The sequence below is a fragment of the Planctomycetota bacterium genome (assembly GCA_016125255.1).
In the GTDB taxonomy this organism is placed as follows: Bacteria; Planctomycetota; Phycisphaerae; order Phycisphaerales; family Zrk34; genus RI-421.
The window spans coordinates 1-16,646 of sequence record WGMD01000030.1 but is presented as its reverse complement, the minus strand read 5'-3'; the positions used below and the strand labels follow the sequence as shown (position 1 = coordinate 16,646).

At 63.7% G+C, this 16,646-nt stretch carries 17 protein-coding genes; 10 read left to right on the top strand and 7 right to left on the bottom strand.

The window, feature by feature from the left end:
* Nucleotides 1–123: 123 nt before the first annotated feature.
* From GC162_18950 to GC162_18925, 6 genes are all read left to right on the top strand, one after another.
* A complete protein-coding gene (locus tag GC162_18950; GenBank protein MBI1370722.1) occupies nucleotides 124–1,221 on the top strand; it encodes an NTP transferase domain-containing protein in 1,098 nt (365 codons plus the stop codon).
* Nucleotides 1,222–1,385: 164 nt separating this feature from the next.
* On the top strand, nucleotides 1,386–1,808 hold the full coding sequence (gene ruvX / locus GC162_18945; protein MBI1370721.1) for a Holliday junction resolvase RuvX: 423 nt from the start codon (nucleotides 1,386–1,388) through the stop codon (nucleotides 1,806–1,808).
* Nucleotides 1,805–3,010: a galactokinase gene (gene galK / locus GC162_18940; GenBank protein MBI1370720.1), complete on the top strand. Its 1,206-nt coding sequence runs from the start codon at nucleotides 1,805–1,807 to the stop codon at nucleotides 3,008–3,010. Before ruvX ends, galK begins: the two co-directional genes overlap by 4 nt.
* A 200-nt stretch (nucleotides 3,011–3,210) precedes the next feature.
* On the top strand, nucleotides 3,211–3,453 hold the full coding sequence (rpsR, locus tag GC162_18935; protein ID MBI1370719.1) for a 30S ribosomal protein S18: 243 nt from the start codon (nucleotides 3,211–3,213) through the stop codon (nucleotides 3,451–3,453).
* A gap of 67 nt (nucleotides 3,454–3,520) precedes the next feature.
* Nucleotides 3,521–3,943 (top strand): hypothetical protein, encoded by a 423-nt coding sequence (locus tag GC162_18930; GenBank protein ID MBI1370718.1) that lies wholly within the window; start codon nucleotides 3,521–3,523, stop codon nucleotides 3,941–3,943.
* Between the two features lie 24 nt (nucleotides 3,944–3,967).
* Complete coding sequence (locus GC162_18925) at nucleotides 3,968–5,206, top strand: PQQ-binding-like beta-propeller repeat protein (GenBank protein ID MBI1370717.1); 1,239 nt, start codon at nucleotides 3,968–3,970, stop codon at nucleotides 5,204–5,206.
* Nucleotides 5,207–5,218: 12 nt separating this feature from the next.
* Here GC162_18925 and GC162_18920 read toward each other — a convergent pair whose 3' ends face one another.
* From GC162_18920 to GC162_18905, 4 genes are all read right to left on the bottom strand, one after another.
* Nucleotides 5,219–5,707 carry a GNAT family N-acetyltransferase gene (locus GC162_18920; protein ID MBI1370716.1) on the bottom strand — a complete coding sequence of 163 codons (489 nt, stop codon included), beginning with the start codon at nucleotides 5,705–5,707 and terminating at the stop codon, nucleotides 5,219–5,221.
* 102 nt (nucleotides 5,708–5,809) lie between these two features.
* Complete coding sequence (locus GC162_18915; protein ID MBI1370715.1) at nucleotides 5,810–6,130, bottom strand: hypothetical protein; 321 nt, start codon at nucleotides 6,128–6,130, stop codon at nucleotides 5,810–5,812.
* Nucleotides 6,131–6,296: 166 nt separating this feature from the next.
* Complete coding sequence (locus tag GC162_18910) at nucleotides 6,297–6,545, bottom strand: hypothetical protein (GenBank protein ID MBI1370714.1); 249 nt, start codon at nucleotides 6,543–6,545, stop codon at nucleotides 6,297–6,299.
* A 288-nt stretch (nucleotides 6,546–6,833) separates the two neighbouring features.
* Nucleotides 6,834–8,687 (bottom strand): sulfatase-like hydrolase/transferase, encoded by a 1,854-nt coding sequence (locus GC162_18905; protein ID MBI1370713.1) that lies wholly within the window; start codon nucleotides 8,685–8,687, stop codon nucleotides 6,834–6,836.
* Between the two features lie 133 nt (nucleotides 8,688–8,820).
* Between GC162_18905 and gcvT the strand changes: the two genes are divergently transcribed.
* Nucleotides 8,821–9,930, top strand: a complete 1,110-nt coding sequence (gcvT, locus tag GC162_18900; GenBank protein ID MBI1370712.1) for a glycine cleavage system aminomethyltransferase GcvT — start codon at nucleotides 8,821–8,823, stop codon at nucleotides 9,928–9,930.
* Nucleotides 9,931–9,994: 64 nt separating this feature from the next.
* Here gcvT and GC162_18895 read toward each other — a convergent pair whose 3' ends face one another.
* The gene (locus GC162_18895) at nucleotides 9,995–11,326 is read right to left on the bottom strand and encodes a gfo/Idh/MocA family oxidoreductase (GenBank protein MBI1370711.1); all 1,332 of its coding nucleotides are present in this window, start codon (nucleotides 11,324–11,326) and stop codon (nucleotides 9,995–9,997) included.
* Nucleotides 11,327–11,440: 114 nt separating this feature from the next.
* Nucleotides 11,441–12,733 (bottom strand): gfo/Idh/MocA family oxidoreductase, encoded by a 1,293-nt coding sequence (locus GC162_18890; GenBank protein MBI1370710.1) that lies wholly within the window; start codon nucleotides 12,731–12,733, stop codon nucleotides 11,441–11,443.
* 174 nt (nucleotides 12,734–12,907) lie between these two features.
* Here GC162_18890 and GC162_18885 point away from each other — a divergent pair, with 174 nt between their 5' ends.
* The 3 genes from GC162_18885 to GC162_18875 all read left to right on the top strand — a co-directional run bounded on the left by GC162_18885 (nucleotide 12,908) and on the right by GC162_18875 (nucleotide 15,804).
* Nucleotides 12,908–13,663 carry a glycosyltransferase gene (locus tag GC162_18885; protein ID MBI1370709.1) on the top strand — a complete coding sequence of 252 codons (756 nt, stop codon included), beginning with the start codon at nucleotides 12,908–12,910 and terminating at the stop codon, nucleotides 13,661–13,663.
* Between the two features lie 90 nt (nucleotides 13,664–13,753).
* Entirely contained in the window at nucleotides 13,754–14,944 is a 1,191-nt protein-coding gene (locus GC162_18880; GenBank protein ID MBI1370708.1) for a hypothetical protein, read from the top strand.
* Entirely contained in the window at nucleotides 14,881–15,804 is a 924-nt protein-coding gene (locus tag GC162_18875; GenBank protein ID MBI1370707.1) for a TIM barrel protein, read from the top strand. The genes GC162_18880 and GC162_18875 overlap by 64 nt, the downstream gene beginning before the upstream one ends.
* Nucleotides 15,805–16,138: 334 nt before the next feature.
* On the opposite strand, the gene GC162_18870 is transcribed toward GC162_18875, so the two are convergent.
* On the bottom strand, nucleotides 16,139–16,447 hold the full coding sequence (locus GC162_18870) for a hypothetical protein (GenBank protein ID MBI1370706.1): 309 nt from the start codon (nucleotides 16,445–16,447) through the stop codon (nucleotides 16,139–16,141).
* Nucleotides 16,448–16,646: the final 199 nt, after the last annotated feature.

The window sequence follows — 16,646 nt, the reverse complement described above, 5'->3', positions numbered from 1 at the left end:
TTATTCGCTTCCCCTGAGCCCTGACCCCTGACCCCTGACCCCTGACCCCTGACCCCTGACCCCTGACCCCTGACCCCTGACCCCTGACCCCTGACCCCTGACCCCTGACCCCTGGATTTACACATGCGTTATGCGGTGATCATGGCGGGTGGATCGGGCACGCGGCTTTGGCCGATGAGTACGGCGGCGCTGCCCAAGCAGTTGATCCCCTTCATCAATGGCAAGAGTCTGCTGGAAGTGGCGGCGGATCGGCTGGAGGGGCTCGTCGACGCCGAGCGCATTTACATCTGCACCGGCGAGAAATTCCGCGGCGTCATCCGCAAGTCGCTCCCGCGCTTCAGTGAAGAGCAGATCCTCGGCGAACCGATGGGGCGCGACACGCTCGCCGCGGTCGGTTTGCCCGGCGCCGTTCTTGACGCCGCCGACCCCGATGCGACGATCGCCGTCTTCACCGCCGATCATCTCATCGAGCCCGTCGACGTGTTCCAGCAACGCGTCAACATCGGCTACGAAATCGTCGAGCAGGACGCGAAGCGCATCGTGACCTTCGGCATCAAGCCCACGCATGCGGAGACCGGCTACGGGTACGTCCAGCTTGGTGAACCGGTCGATGGCAATGAGCATTGTCATCACACCGGCGACTTCAAGGAAAAGCCCGATGCCGACACGGCCGAGCGGTATTACAAGGACGGGCGCTACCTCTGGAACGCGGGGATGTTCATCTGGCGGGCGTCGACGCTGATGGACTGCATTGCGCGTTACGAGCCGGACGTGCATGCGGGATTGATGAAGATCGCCGAGGCGTGGCATACGAAGCGGCGCCGGAAGGTGCTCGAAGAGGTTTACCCGACGCTTCGCAAGATCAGCGTGGACTACGCGGTCTTGGAGCCGGCCAGCAAGGATGCGAAGCTGGAATTGATCACGGTGGACATGCCGGTGAAATGGCTGGACGTCGGGGGCTGGCCGGCCTACGGCAAGACACTCAAGCCGGACGAGACGGGCAACCGGGCGGGCGGGGAGGCGAAGGTTATCACGCTGGGCAGCGCGGACAATCTGGTCGTCAGCGATGAGGCGGACCATGTGATCGCGCTTTTGGGCGTGTCGGATCTGACGGTGATCCACACGGGCAAAAGCACGCTGATCTGCTCGCCCGACGCGGCGGACATGATGAAGGAGTTGTATGCGAAGGTGAAGGAGATGTTCGGGGAGGAGTATGTTTGAATCGGTTAACTGGTTAATGGGTTGACTGGTTAACTGGGAAAGGCAAAAGGCATTGCGCGGCGGTACACTGCGGACCAGTCAACCAGTCAACCAGTCAACCAGTCAACCAGTCAACCAGTCAACCAGTCAACCAGTCAACCAGTCAACCAGTCAACGAGCCCACCATGCGTTACCTTGCGATCGATCCCGGTGACAAACGGACGGGTTTGGCGGTGGGGGACGACCTGACGGGGCACGCCGGGCCGGTGGATGTGATCGAGACGAGCGATCCGGCGACGCTGTTGCGGGGGATCGCCGAGGCGATCGAGGATCAGGGGCCCGATGAGCTGGTGGTGGGTGTGCCCTATGATATGGACGGTAAGGAGGGCGCGGCGGCGAAGAAGTCGCTGGCGCTGGCGCTGCTGCTGGAGTCGCATACGGGGCTTGTCGTGCACCGCGTGGATGAGCGGTTGACGAGCTTCGAGGCGGACGAGCGGATGAAGCAATCGGGCCTGACGCACAAGCAGAAAAAGTCGCGTCGGGACGCCATCGCGGCGGCGGCGATACTCGAGGATTTTCTGGCGAGGCGACGGGAGAGCGGCGCATGACCGCCCACACGATTGCGGAAGTGCTCCAGCGCGCCACCGAGGCGTTCGCGGAGCAGTTTGACGAACGACCCTCCGCCGCCGCCCGCGCCCCCGGCCGGGTCAACCTCATCGGCGATCACACCGACTACAGCCAGGGCTTCGTCCTGCCGATGGCCATCGACCGGCACACCATCATCGTCGGCAAACCCAACTACTCCAAGCGCTGCCGCGTCGTCGCCCTCGACGCCGGCGGCGAGATGGCGACGTTCCTCAACAACGCGCAGCTCGAGCGGTCGCGCATGCCGTGGGTCAACTACGTCAAGGGCGTCGTCGCGCAGTTCAACATCAACGGCCACAAAGTCCCGAGCTTCGACGCCGTCATCACGTCGAGTCTCCCGCAGGGGGCGGGCCTCGGCGGCGGAGGGGCGCTGCTTGCGGCGACGGCGACGTTCATCGAGGCGCTGCTCATGATCCGCCTCGCCCCGTTCCGCAAGGCCCAGTGGTGCCATCAGGCCGAGGTGGACTTCGTGCAGGCCAGGCGCGGGATCATGGACACGATGATTTCCTGTGCCGCGGTTCGCCGCAGCGCCCTGTTCATCGACTGCCGCAGCGGTCAGTTCGAGCCGGTCGAGATGCCCAACGACGAGGTGTCGATCGTCGTCGCCAATACGGGCGTCGAGCCGGATGTGGACGGCAGCGGGCTGGCCCAGCGCGTGGACGAAGTAGGGCAGGCGCTGGCGATCGTGCGGCAGCGCATGCCGCATGTGCAGACGCTGCGTGATGCGACGTTGACGATGGTGGAGCAGATGCGCGAGGCGCTGGGGCCGACGCTTTTGCATCGGGCCCGGCATGTGATACTCGAAAATCAGCGGGTGCTGATGGTGGCCGACGCGCTGAACCGGCGGGCGGTCGAGACGGCGGGGTTTCTCATGTACGAAAGCCACCGCTCGCTGCGCGACGAATTTGCGGTGAGCTGCCCGGAGCTCGACGCGATCGTCGAATTGACGCAGGACTTCGACGGCGCGTACGGGGCCCGCATGACGAGCATGGGCTTCGGCGGCTGCGCCATCGCGCTCGTCGGCAACGAAGCGGTGCCGGGGCTCATCGAACACATGGAGAAGGGCTTCGCCGCCCGGTTTGGCCGGCCCGCCGAGTGCTTCCGCGTCGTCCCCGCCGCCGCCGCCAAACCCCTGCCCATCACGCCGGCGCACCCGACGGGGTGAAGCAAGCGGTGATGGGGCGATAGGGTGAAGTGGTGATGTAAAGGCGGTTCCCGTCCCTACTTCGCCATATCACCACCTCGCCACTTCACCCCTTCTCATCCCCCGGCTTGACCCATTGGCCGGGCCCTCTACAATACCGCTCCCAATAACCGTCGCCCCTGCCGATGCGGGGGCCACACAGCCCATGACGGAGACTTCTCATGGCCACGCGTTTTGATCGTTTCGGACCGACCAACAAGGACATCGCTGTTCGCTCCTCCACCGGTCAGCTCTACGTTGACTACAAGAACATCGAGCCGCTCCGCCGCCTGATGAGCCCCAACGGCAAGATCAACGGCCGCAAGCGCACCGGGCTCACCGCCTACGAGCAGCGCCTCGCCGCTCAGGCCATCAAGCGCGCCCGCTACATGGGCCTGCTGCCCTTCACCAGCGCCACGCTGTAAGCGCCGCCGATCCGCTTCATCGCAAATTCAATAGCCGCGACACCACGTGTCGCGCGTATGCTTTGTCATGAATGCGATATGGCAGTGGGGCAAGGATCACGAGGCGCTGCTCTTCTGGCTCGCCGTCTTTTCGGTGCTGTCGCTGCTCGTGACGATCATCACCGGCCCGATCATCCTCGTTCGCCTGCCCGCCGACTATTTCGTCAACGATGACGCCGCGCTGACCCACTGGGGAACCCGGCACGCCGCGCTCCGCGTGATCGTCCTCATCGTCCGCAACATCCTCGGTTATGTGTTCATCCTCGCCGGGATCGCCATGCTTGTCCTGCCGGGCCAGGGCGTGGTCACGATCCTCATCGGCCTGATCCTTGTCGACTTTCCCCGCAAAAAGCGGCTTCTCCGCTGGCTTTTCCGCCGTCCGCCCGTGCATCGCACGATCAACTGGCTCCGCCGCAAAACGCATCACGAGCCGCTGAAGGTTCCCTCCTGACGCACCGGCCGCTATGCTCAGGTCATGAAGACCGCGCTCCCGATCGCCCTGTGCGTCCTCATCAATACCGCCCGCGCCGCCGACTGGCCCCAACTGCTCGGCCCCAATCGCGACGGCGTCAGCGCCGAGCACATCATCGATCACTTCCCCGCCGGCGGACCGCACATCGATTGGAGGATCGACGTCGGCGCCGGCTTCGCCGGACCCGCCGTGAGCGGTGAACACGTACTCGTCTTCGACCGCATCGATAACACCGCGCGGCTCCGATCGCTCGACGCAGCCAGCGGCAAGGTTCAGTGGACCTTCACGTATCCGACGCGCTATGTCGACAACTTCGGTTTCGACAACGGCCCTCGGGCCGTGCCGACCATTGAGGGCGACCGCGTGTACACCTACGGGGCGGAGGGCATGATCCATTGTCTGGACCTGGCGACCGGGAGAATCATCTGGTCGCTCGACACGGTCAAACAGTTCCGGTCCGACAAGGGATTCTTCGGCCGGGCCGGGGCGCCGATCATCGTCGGCGATGTGCTGGTCCTCAACGTCGGCGGCAACGACGAAGCCGGGATCGTCGGCCTCGACAAACGCACCGGCGAGCTTCGGTACAAAGTTACCTCCGATGCGGCCGGCTATTCCTCGCCGACGTCCGGGGTGATCGATGGCCAACCCGCCGCACTGGTGCTGACGCGCGAGCGGCTCGTCGCGATCGACCCGGCCGGCGGCGCGATGCGCTTCGAGTTCCCTTTCCGGTCGGATCAGGATGCGTCCGTCAACGCCGCCGTGCCGCTTGTTTTTGCGGGCGATCGTGTGTTTTTGTCGGCGAGCTACGGCACCGGGGCGACGCTATTGCACATCGAAAAGGATCAGCCGCGGGTTGTGTGGCATTCCGACGAGGCGCTGTCGGCGCATTACCCGACGCCCGTGCATCGTGACGGGTACCTCTACGGTTCGCACGGCCGATTCGACATGCCGCCGGGTTCCGACCTGCGCTGTATCGAACTGGCGACGGGGAAGGTCATGTGGTCGACCGACACCGTGCATAACGCGTCGCTGCTGCTGGCGACCGATCGACTGATCCTTCTGACGGACCGCGGCGACCTGATCCTCGCCGACGCCTCGCCGACCGCGTATCGCGAAACGGCGCACGCCCACCTTTTCGACGCCACCGTCCGTGCCTACCCCGCTCTCGCACACGGCCACCTGTTCGCCCGCGATGAGCAGCATCTTTTGAGCATCGATCTGACCGATGATGCGGCGAAGTGAAAACGGCGTGCGTCAGAGGCGTTTTTGCAGGATGACGAGGTCGACGCGGCGCCCGTCGAGATTGGCGACGGCGGGGAGTCGGCCGGCGGGGGTGAACCCGAAGGATTGGAATAGGGCGAGACTGGCGGGGTTGTGGGCGAAGACGAAGGCCAGAACATTTTCGAGGTCGGCGGCACGGGCGCGGTCGAGGCCGGCGGAGATCAGGGCGCGGGCGAAGCCCTTGCGGTGATGGGCGGGGTCGACGTAGATGGCGATCTCGGCGGTGATGTAGTAGGCGGGTCGCCCGTAGAAATTGCGGAAGCTGCAATAGCCCACGACCCGCCCGGCCAGTTCGCCGACGAGCAGAGGGCGGCGGACGGGGTCATGGCGGGCGAACCACTTGGCGCGCGACTCAACGGTGATCGGTTCGGTGTCTGACGTCGCCACCCGGCCGGGGATTGAGGCGTTGTAGATCCCCACGATGTCGGGCAGATCGCTTTCGACGGCATCACGGATTGTCAAAGTCGGATCGAGCGTCACACGGTTCACCGGCGGGCGGTGATACCGCAAAGACAAACGCCCCGCAAGTGCGAGGCGTTTGAGTAATGGGCAAGGATGAAGCGATCAGTTGTTGGGCGTGGGCTTTTTCGTGCGGCGCTGGCGGGCGACTTCGCGCTGATTGGCGAGCGGCTCGGATTCTTCGAGGGCTTCCATGAACGCATTGCCCGGGCTCATCTGCGGGAGGAGTCGCTTGAAGCGATCGGGCTGATAGTGGTGGAGCAGGGCGGTGTGGAGCCAGAAGCATTCAACGTACAGATGGCGTGCTTCTTCGGAGTCGGTGAGGTAGGTTTCGAGGCGACGGAAGTTGGGCTCATCGATTTCGTTATCGATGATGCGCCAGGTCAGTTCCTCGACTTCGCTCCTGGATTCGGGCGTCAGACGCATATGGATGCTCCCGCGTTGAGCCGCCGGGTGCGGCGCGACACTTCCTTGTGCCTCGATGAACCCGACGCATACATCTTATCGGCATAGCATCGCTTACAACTTGGCTCGCGGCAAGCAAAATACTAAAAAATACCGGGCAGGTCGCCGGCGGTAGCGATCGTAGGATTTATCGGATCGGCGCGGCGCCCGTGACGTTGAGGTTCGGCGTCACGCTCTTATTGCCCGCCAGCTCCTTCTCGATCGCCGAGAGGTTCACCTGCACCGAGGGCGTCGAGGCCGGGCCAAGCAGACTGGCGGCATCGAAGTTGGTGTGTGATTCGGTGGTCGCGGGGGCTGTGTTTGTGATGACCTGAGCCGCTTCCGAAGGAATCGGAGCGGCGTTTGCCGTCGGCTTCGTGCTGGCGGAGATCGTCACAAGGACGTATCCGGCAGCGAGAATCCCGAACGCTGTGCCAATCGCACCGACCACCCAGCGCATACGCGCCTGACGTTTAGCAGTCCGCTTTCCCATGATTTTCCTGCGCCTTTTAGAAACCCAAACCGTCTTTTTTCCGGCTCGCCCCGGGGTCCAGCCCTTTGCCAGTGTCGAGCCAAGCAGAATATACCCAACGTCCTAAATTGTTACAAGCCCTTTATGGATAAGTAGACAAAAAAACTTGCATACATGCGCGTGATCCCACGGATCGGGTCCGATGACACGTGTTTACAGGCCTGAAATCACCCGCTTGACGTAGTCATTGCTGAATATGGTGTCCTTGGCTTCCTGAAGCGCGCCCTTGCCCGCCGGGCCGAGGCGTTCGATGGCGTTGGCGGCCATGAGCTGCGTCCATTCGTTTTTGTCTGACAAGGCCTTAGCGAGAACCATCCGGGCCTTGTCCGCCTCGCCGCCCAGACGGATGACGGCCTCGGCGGCGGGGATGGCGGCGACGAGATTCGCATCGCTCATCGCCTTGGAAAGCGCCGCCAGCGCCGGCTTGGCGTCATCACCCAGCGACAAAAGCCCCGTCGCCGCCCAGTAGCGCACGACAGGCTCCTTGTCGTCGAGCAGTTGCGTCAGGGCCGGCACACTCTTGGGGTTCCGCGCAATGGCCAGATCCGCCGCGTCTCGGATGGGCCCCATCGGGTAACTGTCGGGATGATCCCGCACCGCGGCATAGGGCGGCTCGTCGAATCGGCTTCGCAGTTCCGGCTCGGGGATGAAGCCCAAGTCGATCACCTGATCCTGCCATTGCCGCAGCGCTGTGCGCATCTTCGCCAGCACCGGTGCGTAATCCGCATCGCTCGCCAGATTGTGAATCTCATCCGGGTCCGCCGCGACGTCATAGAGCTCCTCCATGGGTTTGGAATCAGCCATGAAGATCGCCGGGGCGCCGGTGAGTTTGCCGGCTTCGCTGAGTTTCTGCCAGGCCGCGGTGGTCGGCGTCTGAAGGTTGTAGTCGCAGGCCTGATGATGGAACCAGGGCAACTCGGGGTGGTAGTTGCGGATGTAGTTGTACTTCTTGTCGCGCACCGCACGGACGAGGTCGTAGCGCTCGTCCATCCGATCGCGATAGTTGTAGACGAACTGGCGCGGCTCGCGGGCGAATTTGCCGAGGAAGGCCTCGCCCTGCATGATCGAAGGCGGCTCGGCGCCGGCGAGACTGATCACCGTCGGCCCGAAGTCGATGAAGCTCACGAGCCGATCCGTCGTCCCGCCGGGCTGCGCCGGGGCCAGATGCTGCCATTTTTTCGGGAATCGGATGATCAGCGGCACGCGCGTCGACGAGTCGTAGCACCAGCGCTTGGACCGCGGCATGCCTCCGCCGTGGTCCCCGTAGAAGAAGACGATGGTATCATCGGCGAGGCCTTCTTTGTCCAGTTCTCCGAGCAGGCGGCCGACTTCCTTGTCCATCGCGGTGATCGAGTCGTAGTAGTGCGCCCAGTCTTCGCGGACGGTCGGAATGTCGGGCATATACGCCGGGACGCGCGCCTTGGCGGGGTCATGCAGTTCCGCCGCCGAGAGCTTGGGGCGGACGTTCTTGCTGTAGGCCGGATCGCGAAGCTGCGATTCGTGGCTCAATTCGATATTGAAGACGGCGAAGAACGTCTGGCCGGGCTTGCGGTGCTTGTAGTGCGCCTTCTTGTCCGCCTCGTCCCACATCGACTTCATCGGCGGGTCGGCGATGTTGTAGTCGGTCTTGGTGTGATTGGTCGTGAAGTAGCCGGCGTCGCGCAGATAGCTGGGGTAGCCGCGGATCGTGTCTGGGATGGGCCCGCGGCAGCGCATGAACTGCGTGCCGATCGACGGGGCGTAGAGGCCGGTGATCAGCGTGGTGCGCGCGATGGCGCAGACGCCGGCGTTGGAGAAGGCATAGTCATAGCGCACGCCTTCTTTGGCCAGCTTGTCGATGTTGGGCGAGGTGGCGTAGGCGTCGCCGTAGCATCCGAGGTTCGGGCTGATGTCCTCGGCGACGATCCAGAGGATGTTGGGCCGATCCTGCGCCGCGTGAACGGCCGGGGTGAAGACAAGGGCCGCGACCCATGTGAGCATGAGCACGAAGCGGGGGACTGAACGCATTGGGATTTCCTCGACTTGGCGGGCGATTCGCTTCCGGAAACGGGATTGTAATGCCCAACGTCCGCCCCCGCTGGACAATTGCACGTGATTATGCGAAAACGACCATCCCGCTTTTGACGTGAAGGATACCGCTTTGCTTCGCACGCCCTTTTATTCGTTTCACCAGGAACACGGTGGCAAGTTCGTCGACTACGCCGGATGGGAATTGCCCATTCACTACGGCTCGATCCTCGACGAACATCACAACGTCCGCACCGCCGCGGGCATCTTCGATGTCTCGCACATGGGCCGCGTCAAATTCTCCGGCCGCCACGCCCGCCGATTCCTCGAACTGATCCTCACCCGCCGCATCACCGACATGAAGACCAACGCCTGCCGCTACGCCCTCGTGTGCAACGAGCGCGGCGGGGTCCTCGACGACATCATCATCTACCGCTTCGACGATCACTGGATGATGGTCTGCAATGCCGCCAATCGCCTCAAGCTGCTCGAGCATTTCAAAAAGCATCTGGCTGACATGTCCGTCAAGATCGACGACGTGACCGAGTCGACCGGCATGGTCGCCCTGCAAGGCCCCAAGGTCATGCAGATGATCGGCAAGTTCTCCAGCGAAGTGCCGACGCTCAAACGCTACAGCTTCTGCACCAAGAACCTGCTCATCCTCAAGCTCATCATCTCCCGCACCGGGTACACCGGCGAAGACGGCGTCGAAGTCATCCTGCCCGCCAAGTCGACGGGCATGGCGATCAAGCTCCTGCTGCGTGAAACCGACGGCATCAAGGTCAAGCCGACCGGACTGGGCGCGCGCGACACGCTGCGCCTCGAAGCGGGCATGCCGCTCTACGGGCATGAGCTTTCCGAAGACATCGATCCGCTCTCCGCCGGCCTCGACTTCGCCGTCACGCTCGACAAGGACCAGACCGCCGGCGACAGCCCTGAAATCCCCGCGTTCATCGGACAAGATGCGCTCAAGTCCATCAAAGCCGCCGGCCCCAAACGCAAGCTCGTCGGCCTCAAACTCGACGGCCGCCGCACGCCCCGTCAGCACATGCCCGTCGTCCTCAACGGCCAACCCATTGGCGAAGTCACCAGCGGCTGCCTCTCCCCGACGCTCGACGTCCCCATCGCGATGGCCTACGTCGACGCCGCGCACGCCATGATGGATACCAAGCTCGCCGTCGACTTCGGCAAGCAACAGGTCGACGCGACGGTCGTCCCGCTCCCGTTCTACAAACGCGCCTAAAAGAGGCGGGGGGACTTAAGTCCCCCCGCCTTGTATACACATTCACATTCGCATCGCGCGATCGTTATCCGATCACAAACGGCTTGCGCATCGGCATCCACGGCGTTTTGTCGCCTTCGAGGTACAGGAGCTTGTTCGCCTCATCGTCATTGACGACGCGCTGCGCCTCGGCGTCCCACTTGATCGTGCGGCCCAGCGCCGCGGCGACGATGCCCAGATGCCCCGGCGTCGCCGAGCGGTGCGCGACGGCGACGGGCGTGATCGTCGGCTTGCGGCTCTTGATGCAGTCGAGCAGGTTCTGCCAGTGATTGTTCGAGTCGTACGCCTTCTTGGGGCCGCGATCGAACTTGGGTTTCGTCCACTCCATGTCCGACGCGGTGAACTTTCCGCGATTGACGTAGACCCATCCGTCCGGGCCGATCCACTTCGTGCCGCCGGCGATGTCGCCGTATCCGCCGGCAATGACGACTTCGACGCCCTTGGGGTACTTGCATTCGATGCGGAACTTCGTCGCGGTGTTCCAGATCGCATCGTGATCGGGGAACTCGGCGGTCGCGCTCAGTTCTTCCGGGCCGATCTTGTCATCGGGGCCGATGCCGAACTCGGGGTCGGCCAGGCCCCAGTGCGCGATGTCGCAATGGTGTCCGATCCAGTCCATGAGCTGCCCGCCGCCGGTGTTGTAGTTCCATCGCCAGTTCTTGTGACTGATCGCCTTGTTGTAGGGCATCTGCTGCGCCGGGCCGAGCCAGGTATCGAAGTCCAGCTCGGCGGGGGCGTCGCTGTTGGGTCCGGGCGGGCCGGACTTGGCGAAGTCGTTATGACCGGACGGCAGGCCGACTTCGACGCGCGTCACCTTGCCGATATGCCCGTTGTGAACCAGCTCGACGCCCTGTCGGAAGTTGAACGTGCTCCGCTGCCACGAGCCGGTTTGCCAGATGCGGTTGTTTTTCTCGACCGCTTCGACCATGCGAATGCCTTCGACAAGCGAGTGCGAGAGCGGCTTCTCGCAGAAGATGTCCTTGCCGGCGTTGGCGGCGGCGATGGCGGGCAGACTGTGCCAGTGATCGGGCGTGCAGATCACCACGGCGTCGATGTCCTTGCGGGCGATCAGTTCCTTGTAGTCGTGATAGGTTTTGCAGTCGCTGTTGCCGTACTTCTTGTTGACGGCGTTCTGGGCCGCGATGAGGTGATTCTTGTCCACATCGCACACGGCCACGATGCGGCAGTCGTCCTTGCCGAGGAACTGATTCATGTTCGTCGTGCCCTGCCAGCCGATGCCGATGCACCCCATGGTGATCTTGTCATTGGCGCCGAAGGCCGAGCGGGGGACGAACATCGGGGCCGTCGCCGCGACGGCGAGGGCGGATTGCGTGAACTGGCGACGTGTCAGAGACATGGTGAACGCTCCAAATTGGCGGGCTGGGTTGAGGGTTCAGGAATCGAGGATCGGGGGTCCGGGATCAGGGGCGGCCTTTGCAGGCCGCTGACACCTGAACGCTGACATCTTCATTTATATTTCCACCGTGTCATACGGCGAGCGGTGATCACGGCGCAGCAGCTTGGCGATTTCCGCGTTGTCGGGAATCGTGTGCGTCTTGGGGTCGTACTTGAACGACTGACCGGTCCAGTACGCGAAGTTGCCCAGGTGGCACACGCAGGCGCTGGAGGCGCCGATCTCCACATCGCAGATCGGGCGCGAGCGTTTCTTGATGGCGTCGATCCAGTCGGCGTGATGGTTCTGGCTCTTGTAGAGCCGCACGTCCGAGTCCTTGAACTTGAAGTTGCGGATGTCGGCGAGCGCTTCGGGATTCGTCTTGAGGTACCCGCGGTTGACTTCGACCGTGCCGTCGGTGCCGGTGAACAGCACGCCGTTGACTTTCATGTCCTTGGGCTTGTTGTCGTAGACGTGATACATCTTCACGCCGGTTTCGTAGACATAGGTCAGCGGATCCGTATCGGTCGGCGCGATGATCTGGACCGGCCCCGAGCCGTCCATGCCCATGCCCCACTGCGCAATGTCGAAGTGATGCGCCCCCCAGTCGGTCATGCCCCCGCCGGAGTATTCACGATAGCTGCGCCAAGCCGGAAAGTGCTCGTTGTTGGGCGGGCGCAGGATGGCATTGAACGGGCGCGTCGGCGTCTGCCCCAGCCACATGTCCCAGTTGAGCCCCACGGGTTTGGGCTCCTCCGGCAGATCGCACCACTTGCTCGGGCCTCCGACGTTGACATGCACCGTCTGAAGCTTGCCGATGTACCCGTTACGCACCAGTTCGCACGCGTGCAGAAACTTCGAATCCGACCGCTGCATCGAACCCGTCTGAAACACGCGGCTGTACTTGCGTACCGCCGCCACCATGCGCCATGCTTCATCCACCGTCAGCGACAAGGGCTTCTCGCAGTAGATGTCCTTGCCCGCCTTGCATGCTTCGATGACCGGCGTCTCGTGCCAGTGATCGGGCGTGGTGATCACCACCGCGTCGATGTCCTTGCGCGAAAGCACCTCGTGGTAATCTTCGTACAGGTCGATGTCCTCGGGTTTGTGACGCGCTTTGTGAATGGCGCGCACCTTGCCCGCCGCCTCTTCGCGCGACATCTTGTCGACGTCGCAGATGGCGACGATCAACGCTTCGTTGAAATTGCCCAAGACGTTGCAGTGATGCTGCCCCTGTTTGCCCACGCCGATCATGCCCACGCGGAGCAGGTCGTTGGCGCCGAAGGCGCGGCGGGGCACGAAATAAGGCGCTGCGGCCAGGGCCGCGGCGCCTTGAACGAATCGACGGCGAGTGACGTTGCAACGTTGCATGATCCGGTCTCCAGCGATGCCTCGATGTTGGAGCGGGCGAAAAAACGCCCTTCGATCATAGCAGACGCTTTTCATAAATGCACTACTCATTTTCGTCGCCGCCGCGTCGGGCGGGTCCCTTCGGAGGATGTGTTATAATGGGCGCAGGAGGCCTCCGGGTCCTGTGTTTCGCGTATGAGCGTGCAAGCTTCGCCGAATCCCGCGTTGTCGATCATCGTCCCCGCGTACAACGAGACGCGGCGCATCGCTCAATCGCTCGACCTCCTGCGCCACTACGCCGCACACGCGCTGGGACGCATCGAGGTGATCGTCGTCGATGACGGGTCGACCGACGGCACCGCTTCGCTCGTCGAACAGTATCGCCCCGGCGACATGAAACTCCGCCTCATCGTCAACCCCGTCAACTCCGGCAAAGGTTACAGCGTCCGGCGCGGCATGCTCGAAGCGACCGGCGACGCGCTGCTCATGTGTGACGCTGACATGTCCACGCCCATCACCGAAGTGCAGAAAATGCTGCCGCTCCTGTCGGACTTCGGCGTCGTGATCGGATCGCGCGCGATGCACGACTCGGTGCTCGATCCGCCGCAGACGTTTCTGCGATGGCTCATGAACTGGATCTTCCGCGTGGTGCGCCGGTCGATCATGCTGCGCGACGTGTACGACACGCAATGCGGCTTCAAGCTGTTCCGCCGGGACGTGGCCCGCCGCGTGTTCGGCCTCGCCGTCGACAACGGATTCGCCTTCGACTGCGAAGTGCTCGCCCTGTCGCGCAAACTCGGATACGACATCGCGGAAGTCGGCGTGGTGTGGCGCAACGACGCCGATTCGACCGTGCGCCCGCTGCGCGATTCGTTCCGCATGCTCGTGAGTCTCTTCAAAATCCGCCGCCGCCTGCGCACCCTCGAACCCGCGGCGTACAATAAAACCTAGCCCTCAGCGGTCAGGCATCAGCGATCAGCCCCAAGGCCTCCCGATCCCTGACCCCCGATCCCCGACCCCCTTTCCCGGAGGTTTCACCCGATGGATCGACGCGAATTTCTTGGCGCTTCGATGACCGCCGCCGCACTGAGCTTCGCCACGCCGCGCATTCTGCACGCCGCCGACGCACCCAAAGTCCGCCTCGGGCTCATCGGCTGCGGCGGGCGAGGAAGCTGGATCATCCAACTCTTCGCCGCGCACGGCGGATACGAAATCGTCAGCGCCGCCGACTACTTCAAGGACCGCGTCGACAATGTGGGCGACAAGTTCAACCTCCCCGCCGAGCGTCGTCACACGGGGCTCGATGCGTACAAGAAGCTGCTTGATGACAAGGTGGACGCCATCGCCGTCATCAGTCCGCCGTACTTTCATCCGACGCACGCCGCGGCGGGCATCGAGGCGGGCGTACACGTGTACCTGGCCAAGCCGATCGCCGTCGATGTGCCCGGCTGCAAGCGCGTCGAAACGCTGGGCAAAACCGCCACGGACAAACAGAAGGTGTTTCTCGTTGATTTTCAGACGCGCGTCGATCCGTTCTACATGGAATGCCTGAAGCGCCTTCGTGCCGGCGCGATCGGCGACTTGGCGTTCGGCGAAGCGTCGTATCACGGCGGGCGCCTCAATCCGCAGACCAAACCCGATGACTCGCCCGAGGCCCGGCTCCGCAACTGGGTCTTCGACAAGAAACTCTCCGGCGACATCATCACCGAACAGTTCATCCATGCGCTGGACGTCATGAGCTGGATCATGGACAAGCCGCCGGTCAGTGCGACGATGACCTGCGGGCGCGTGGTGCGGACGGACGTGGGTGACGCCTCCGACAATTTCGCCGGCGTGTACCGCTATCCCGATGACATCGGCGTCACCTTCAGCGGCCGACAATTCGACGCCGCGGGCACGAAACCCGATGGCATCCGCAATCGCATGTTCGGCTCGCAAGGCGTGCTCGAAACCGCCTACGGCGGCGAAACGCTCATCCGCGGCAAAAACTTCTACCGCGGCGGCGCCTCCCCCGGCATCTACAAGGATGGGGCCGTATCCAACATCGCCGAGTTCCACCGCCGCATCACCAGCGGCCAGTACGACAACCCGACCATCGCCCCGTCCGTCCGCAGCAACCTGATCACCATCCTCGGCCGCACCGCCGCATACGAACGGCGAACGATCACATGGGACGACCTGCTCAAGATGGACGAACCGATCCTCGCCGACCTGAGCGGGCTCAAATCATGACGATCCACATCACACGTCGCCACATGCTCGCCGCCTCCGCGTCGATGCTGGCCGTTTCTCCGGCTTTTCGAGCATTCGCAGCCGACAAGCACGTCTACCGGATCGGCGCCTGCGACTGGTCGATCGGCAAGCGGCAGGACATCGCCGCCGTCGCTCTCGCCGAGCAACTCGGCCTCGATGGCGTACAGGTGAGTTTCGATGACGAAGGCGCCCGCTACGACCTGCGCAAGCCGGAGGTCCGGGCCGAGTACGCCGCGGCGTGTGCGGCCCATCATGTGGCGATCAGCTCGCTGGCGATGGGCGTGCTCAATCGCATTCCGTATGCGACGAGCGACGACGCGGAGCGCTGGGTCGGCGAATGCATCGACGTCATGGCGGCGATGGGCCAGACCGTCGTCCTGCTGGCGTTCTTCGGGGCCGGCGACATCAACGGCAAGCGCGACTTGCAGGACCGCGTCATCGATCGCCTCAAGCGGATCGCCCCCAAGGCCGAGAAGGCGAGCGTCGTGCTCGGCATCGAATCGTGGATGAACGCGGAGGATCACCTGCGGGTGCTCGACGCGGTGAACTCGCCGGCGGTGAAGGTGTATTACGATGTGGCGAACATGCAAAAGATGGGCTACGACCTCTACGCCCAGATCGCCCAGCTCGGGGCCGCCCGCATCTGTCAGTTCCACTGCAAGGAAAACACCTCCCTGCTCGGCCAGGGCAAAGTCGATTTCCCCCGACTGCGCGACGTCATCGAAAAGATCGACTACCGCGGCTGGCTCATCATCGAGTCCGCCATCCCCCCCGGAAGTAACGTCGCCGACGCCTACCCCCAAAATCAAAAATACCTCCGCACCCTCTTCAACGGCTGACCGTCCTCGGCCCGCGTCGCTTCAGCGCGGCGGGTCCCCCAAGCCCCGCGCGCATCTGGCGGGCAACCTGGCCGATTTCCTCCGCGCCGGTGCGCCCGCATTCACGACGCCGCAACGCCTCTTTTCGCGCATCACGCCGTCGCTCCGAGCGCATGGGCGCGCCCGTGCGCACCGGCGCACCGGGCCGGGTCATGCCCGTGCGCGACTTTACTGAACTTATAGCGCGCCCGCGTCACGCCCATGCGAAATTCGCCGCGCCCGTGCGCTTGTTGCCATCCCGGTGCGCCAGAGACGCAACCCCTGTGCGCGAAACGGAGCCGTTCGCCGCTTCGCCTCACTCCCGCCGTTCGTCTTCGAATTCGATGAGCAGCGTCACCGGGTCGCGCGGGGGCATGAATGCGAGCAGGCACATGCCGATGTAGAAGAAGTAGAACCCCCCGGCCGCGAGCCACAGTTGCCAGGGCGCCTCCGCCCCCGCCGTCACAAGGACCGCCAGGATTCCCTCGAAGATCAGCACGAGCACGATGGCGATCGCCAGCGCACACTGCCTCAGGACCGGCAGCCGCCCGCCGCAGAGCCGCCGAATCTGATCCGCCCCCACCATGCACCGCAGCAGGGCCGCCCCCAGCGGAATGAAGATCACCGCCAGCGCCCCCGCCGCCTCACTCTCCGCCGCCCACCGCAGCCCCGCCGTCGCCGCCGGGTCAAGTCCCTGTCGTGCTGTAAATTCGTGAAGGGGCGGGTGTCTGGACGGCGGGTTGGTGTTGGGTGTTGAAGGTCTGATTCAGTTCCTTTCGGATCGCATCGATCTGTTGACGGTCGAAGCTCGTCATCTTGATGCC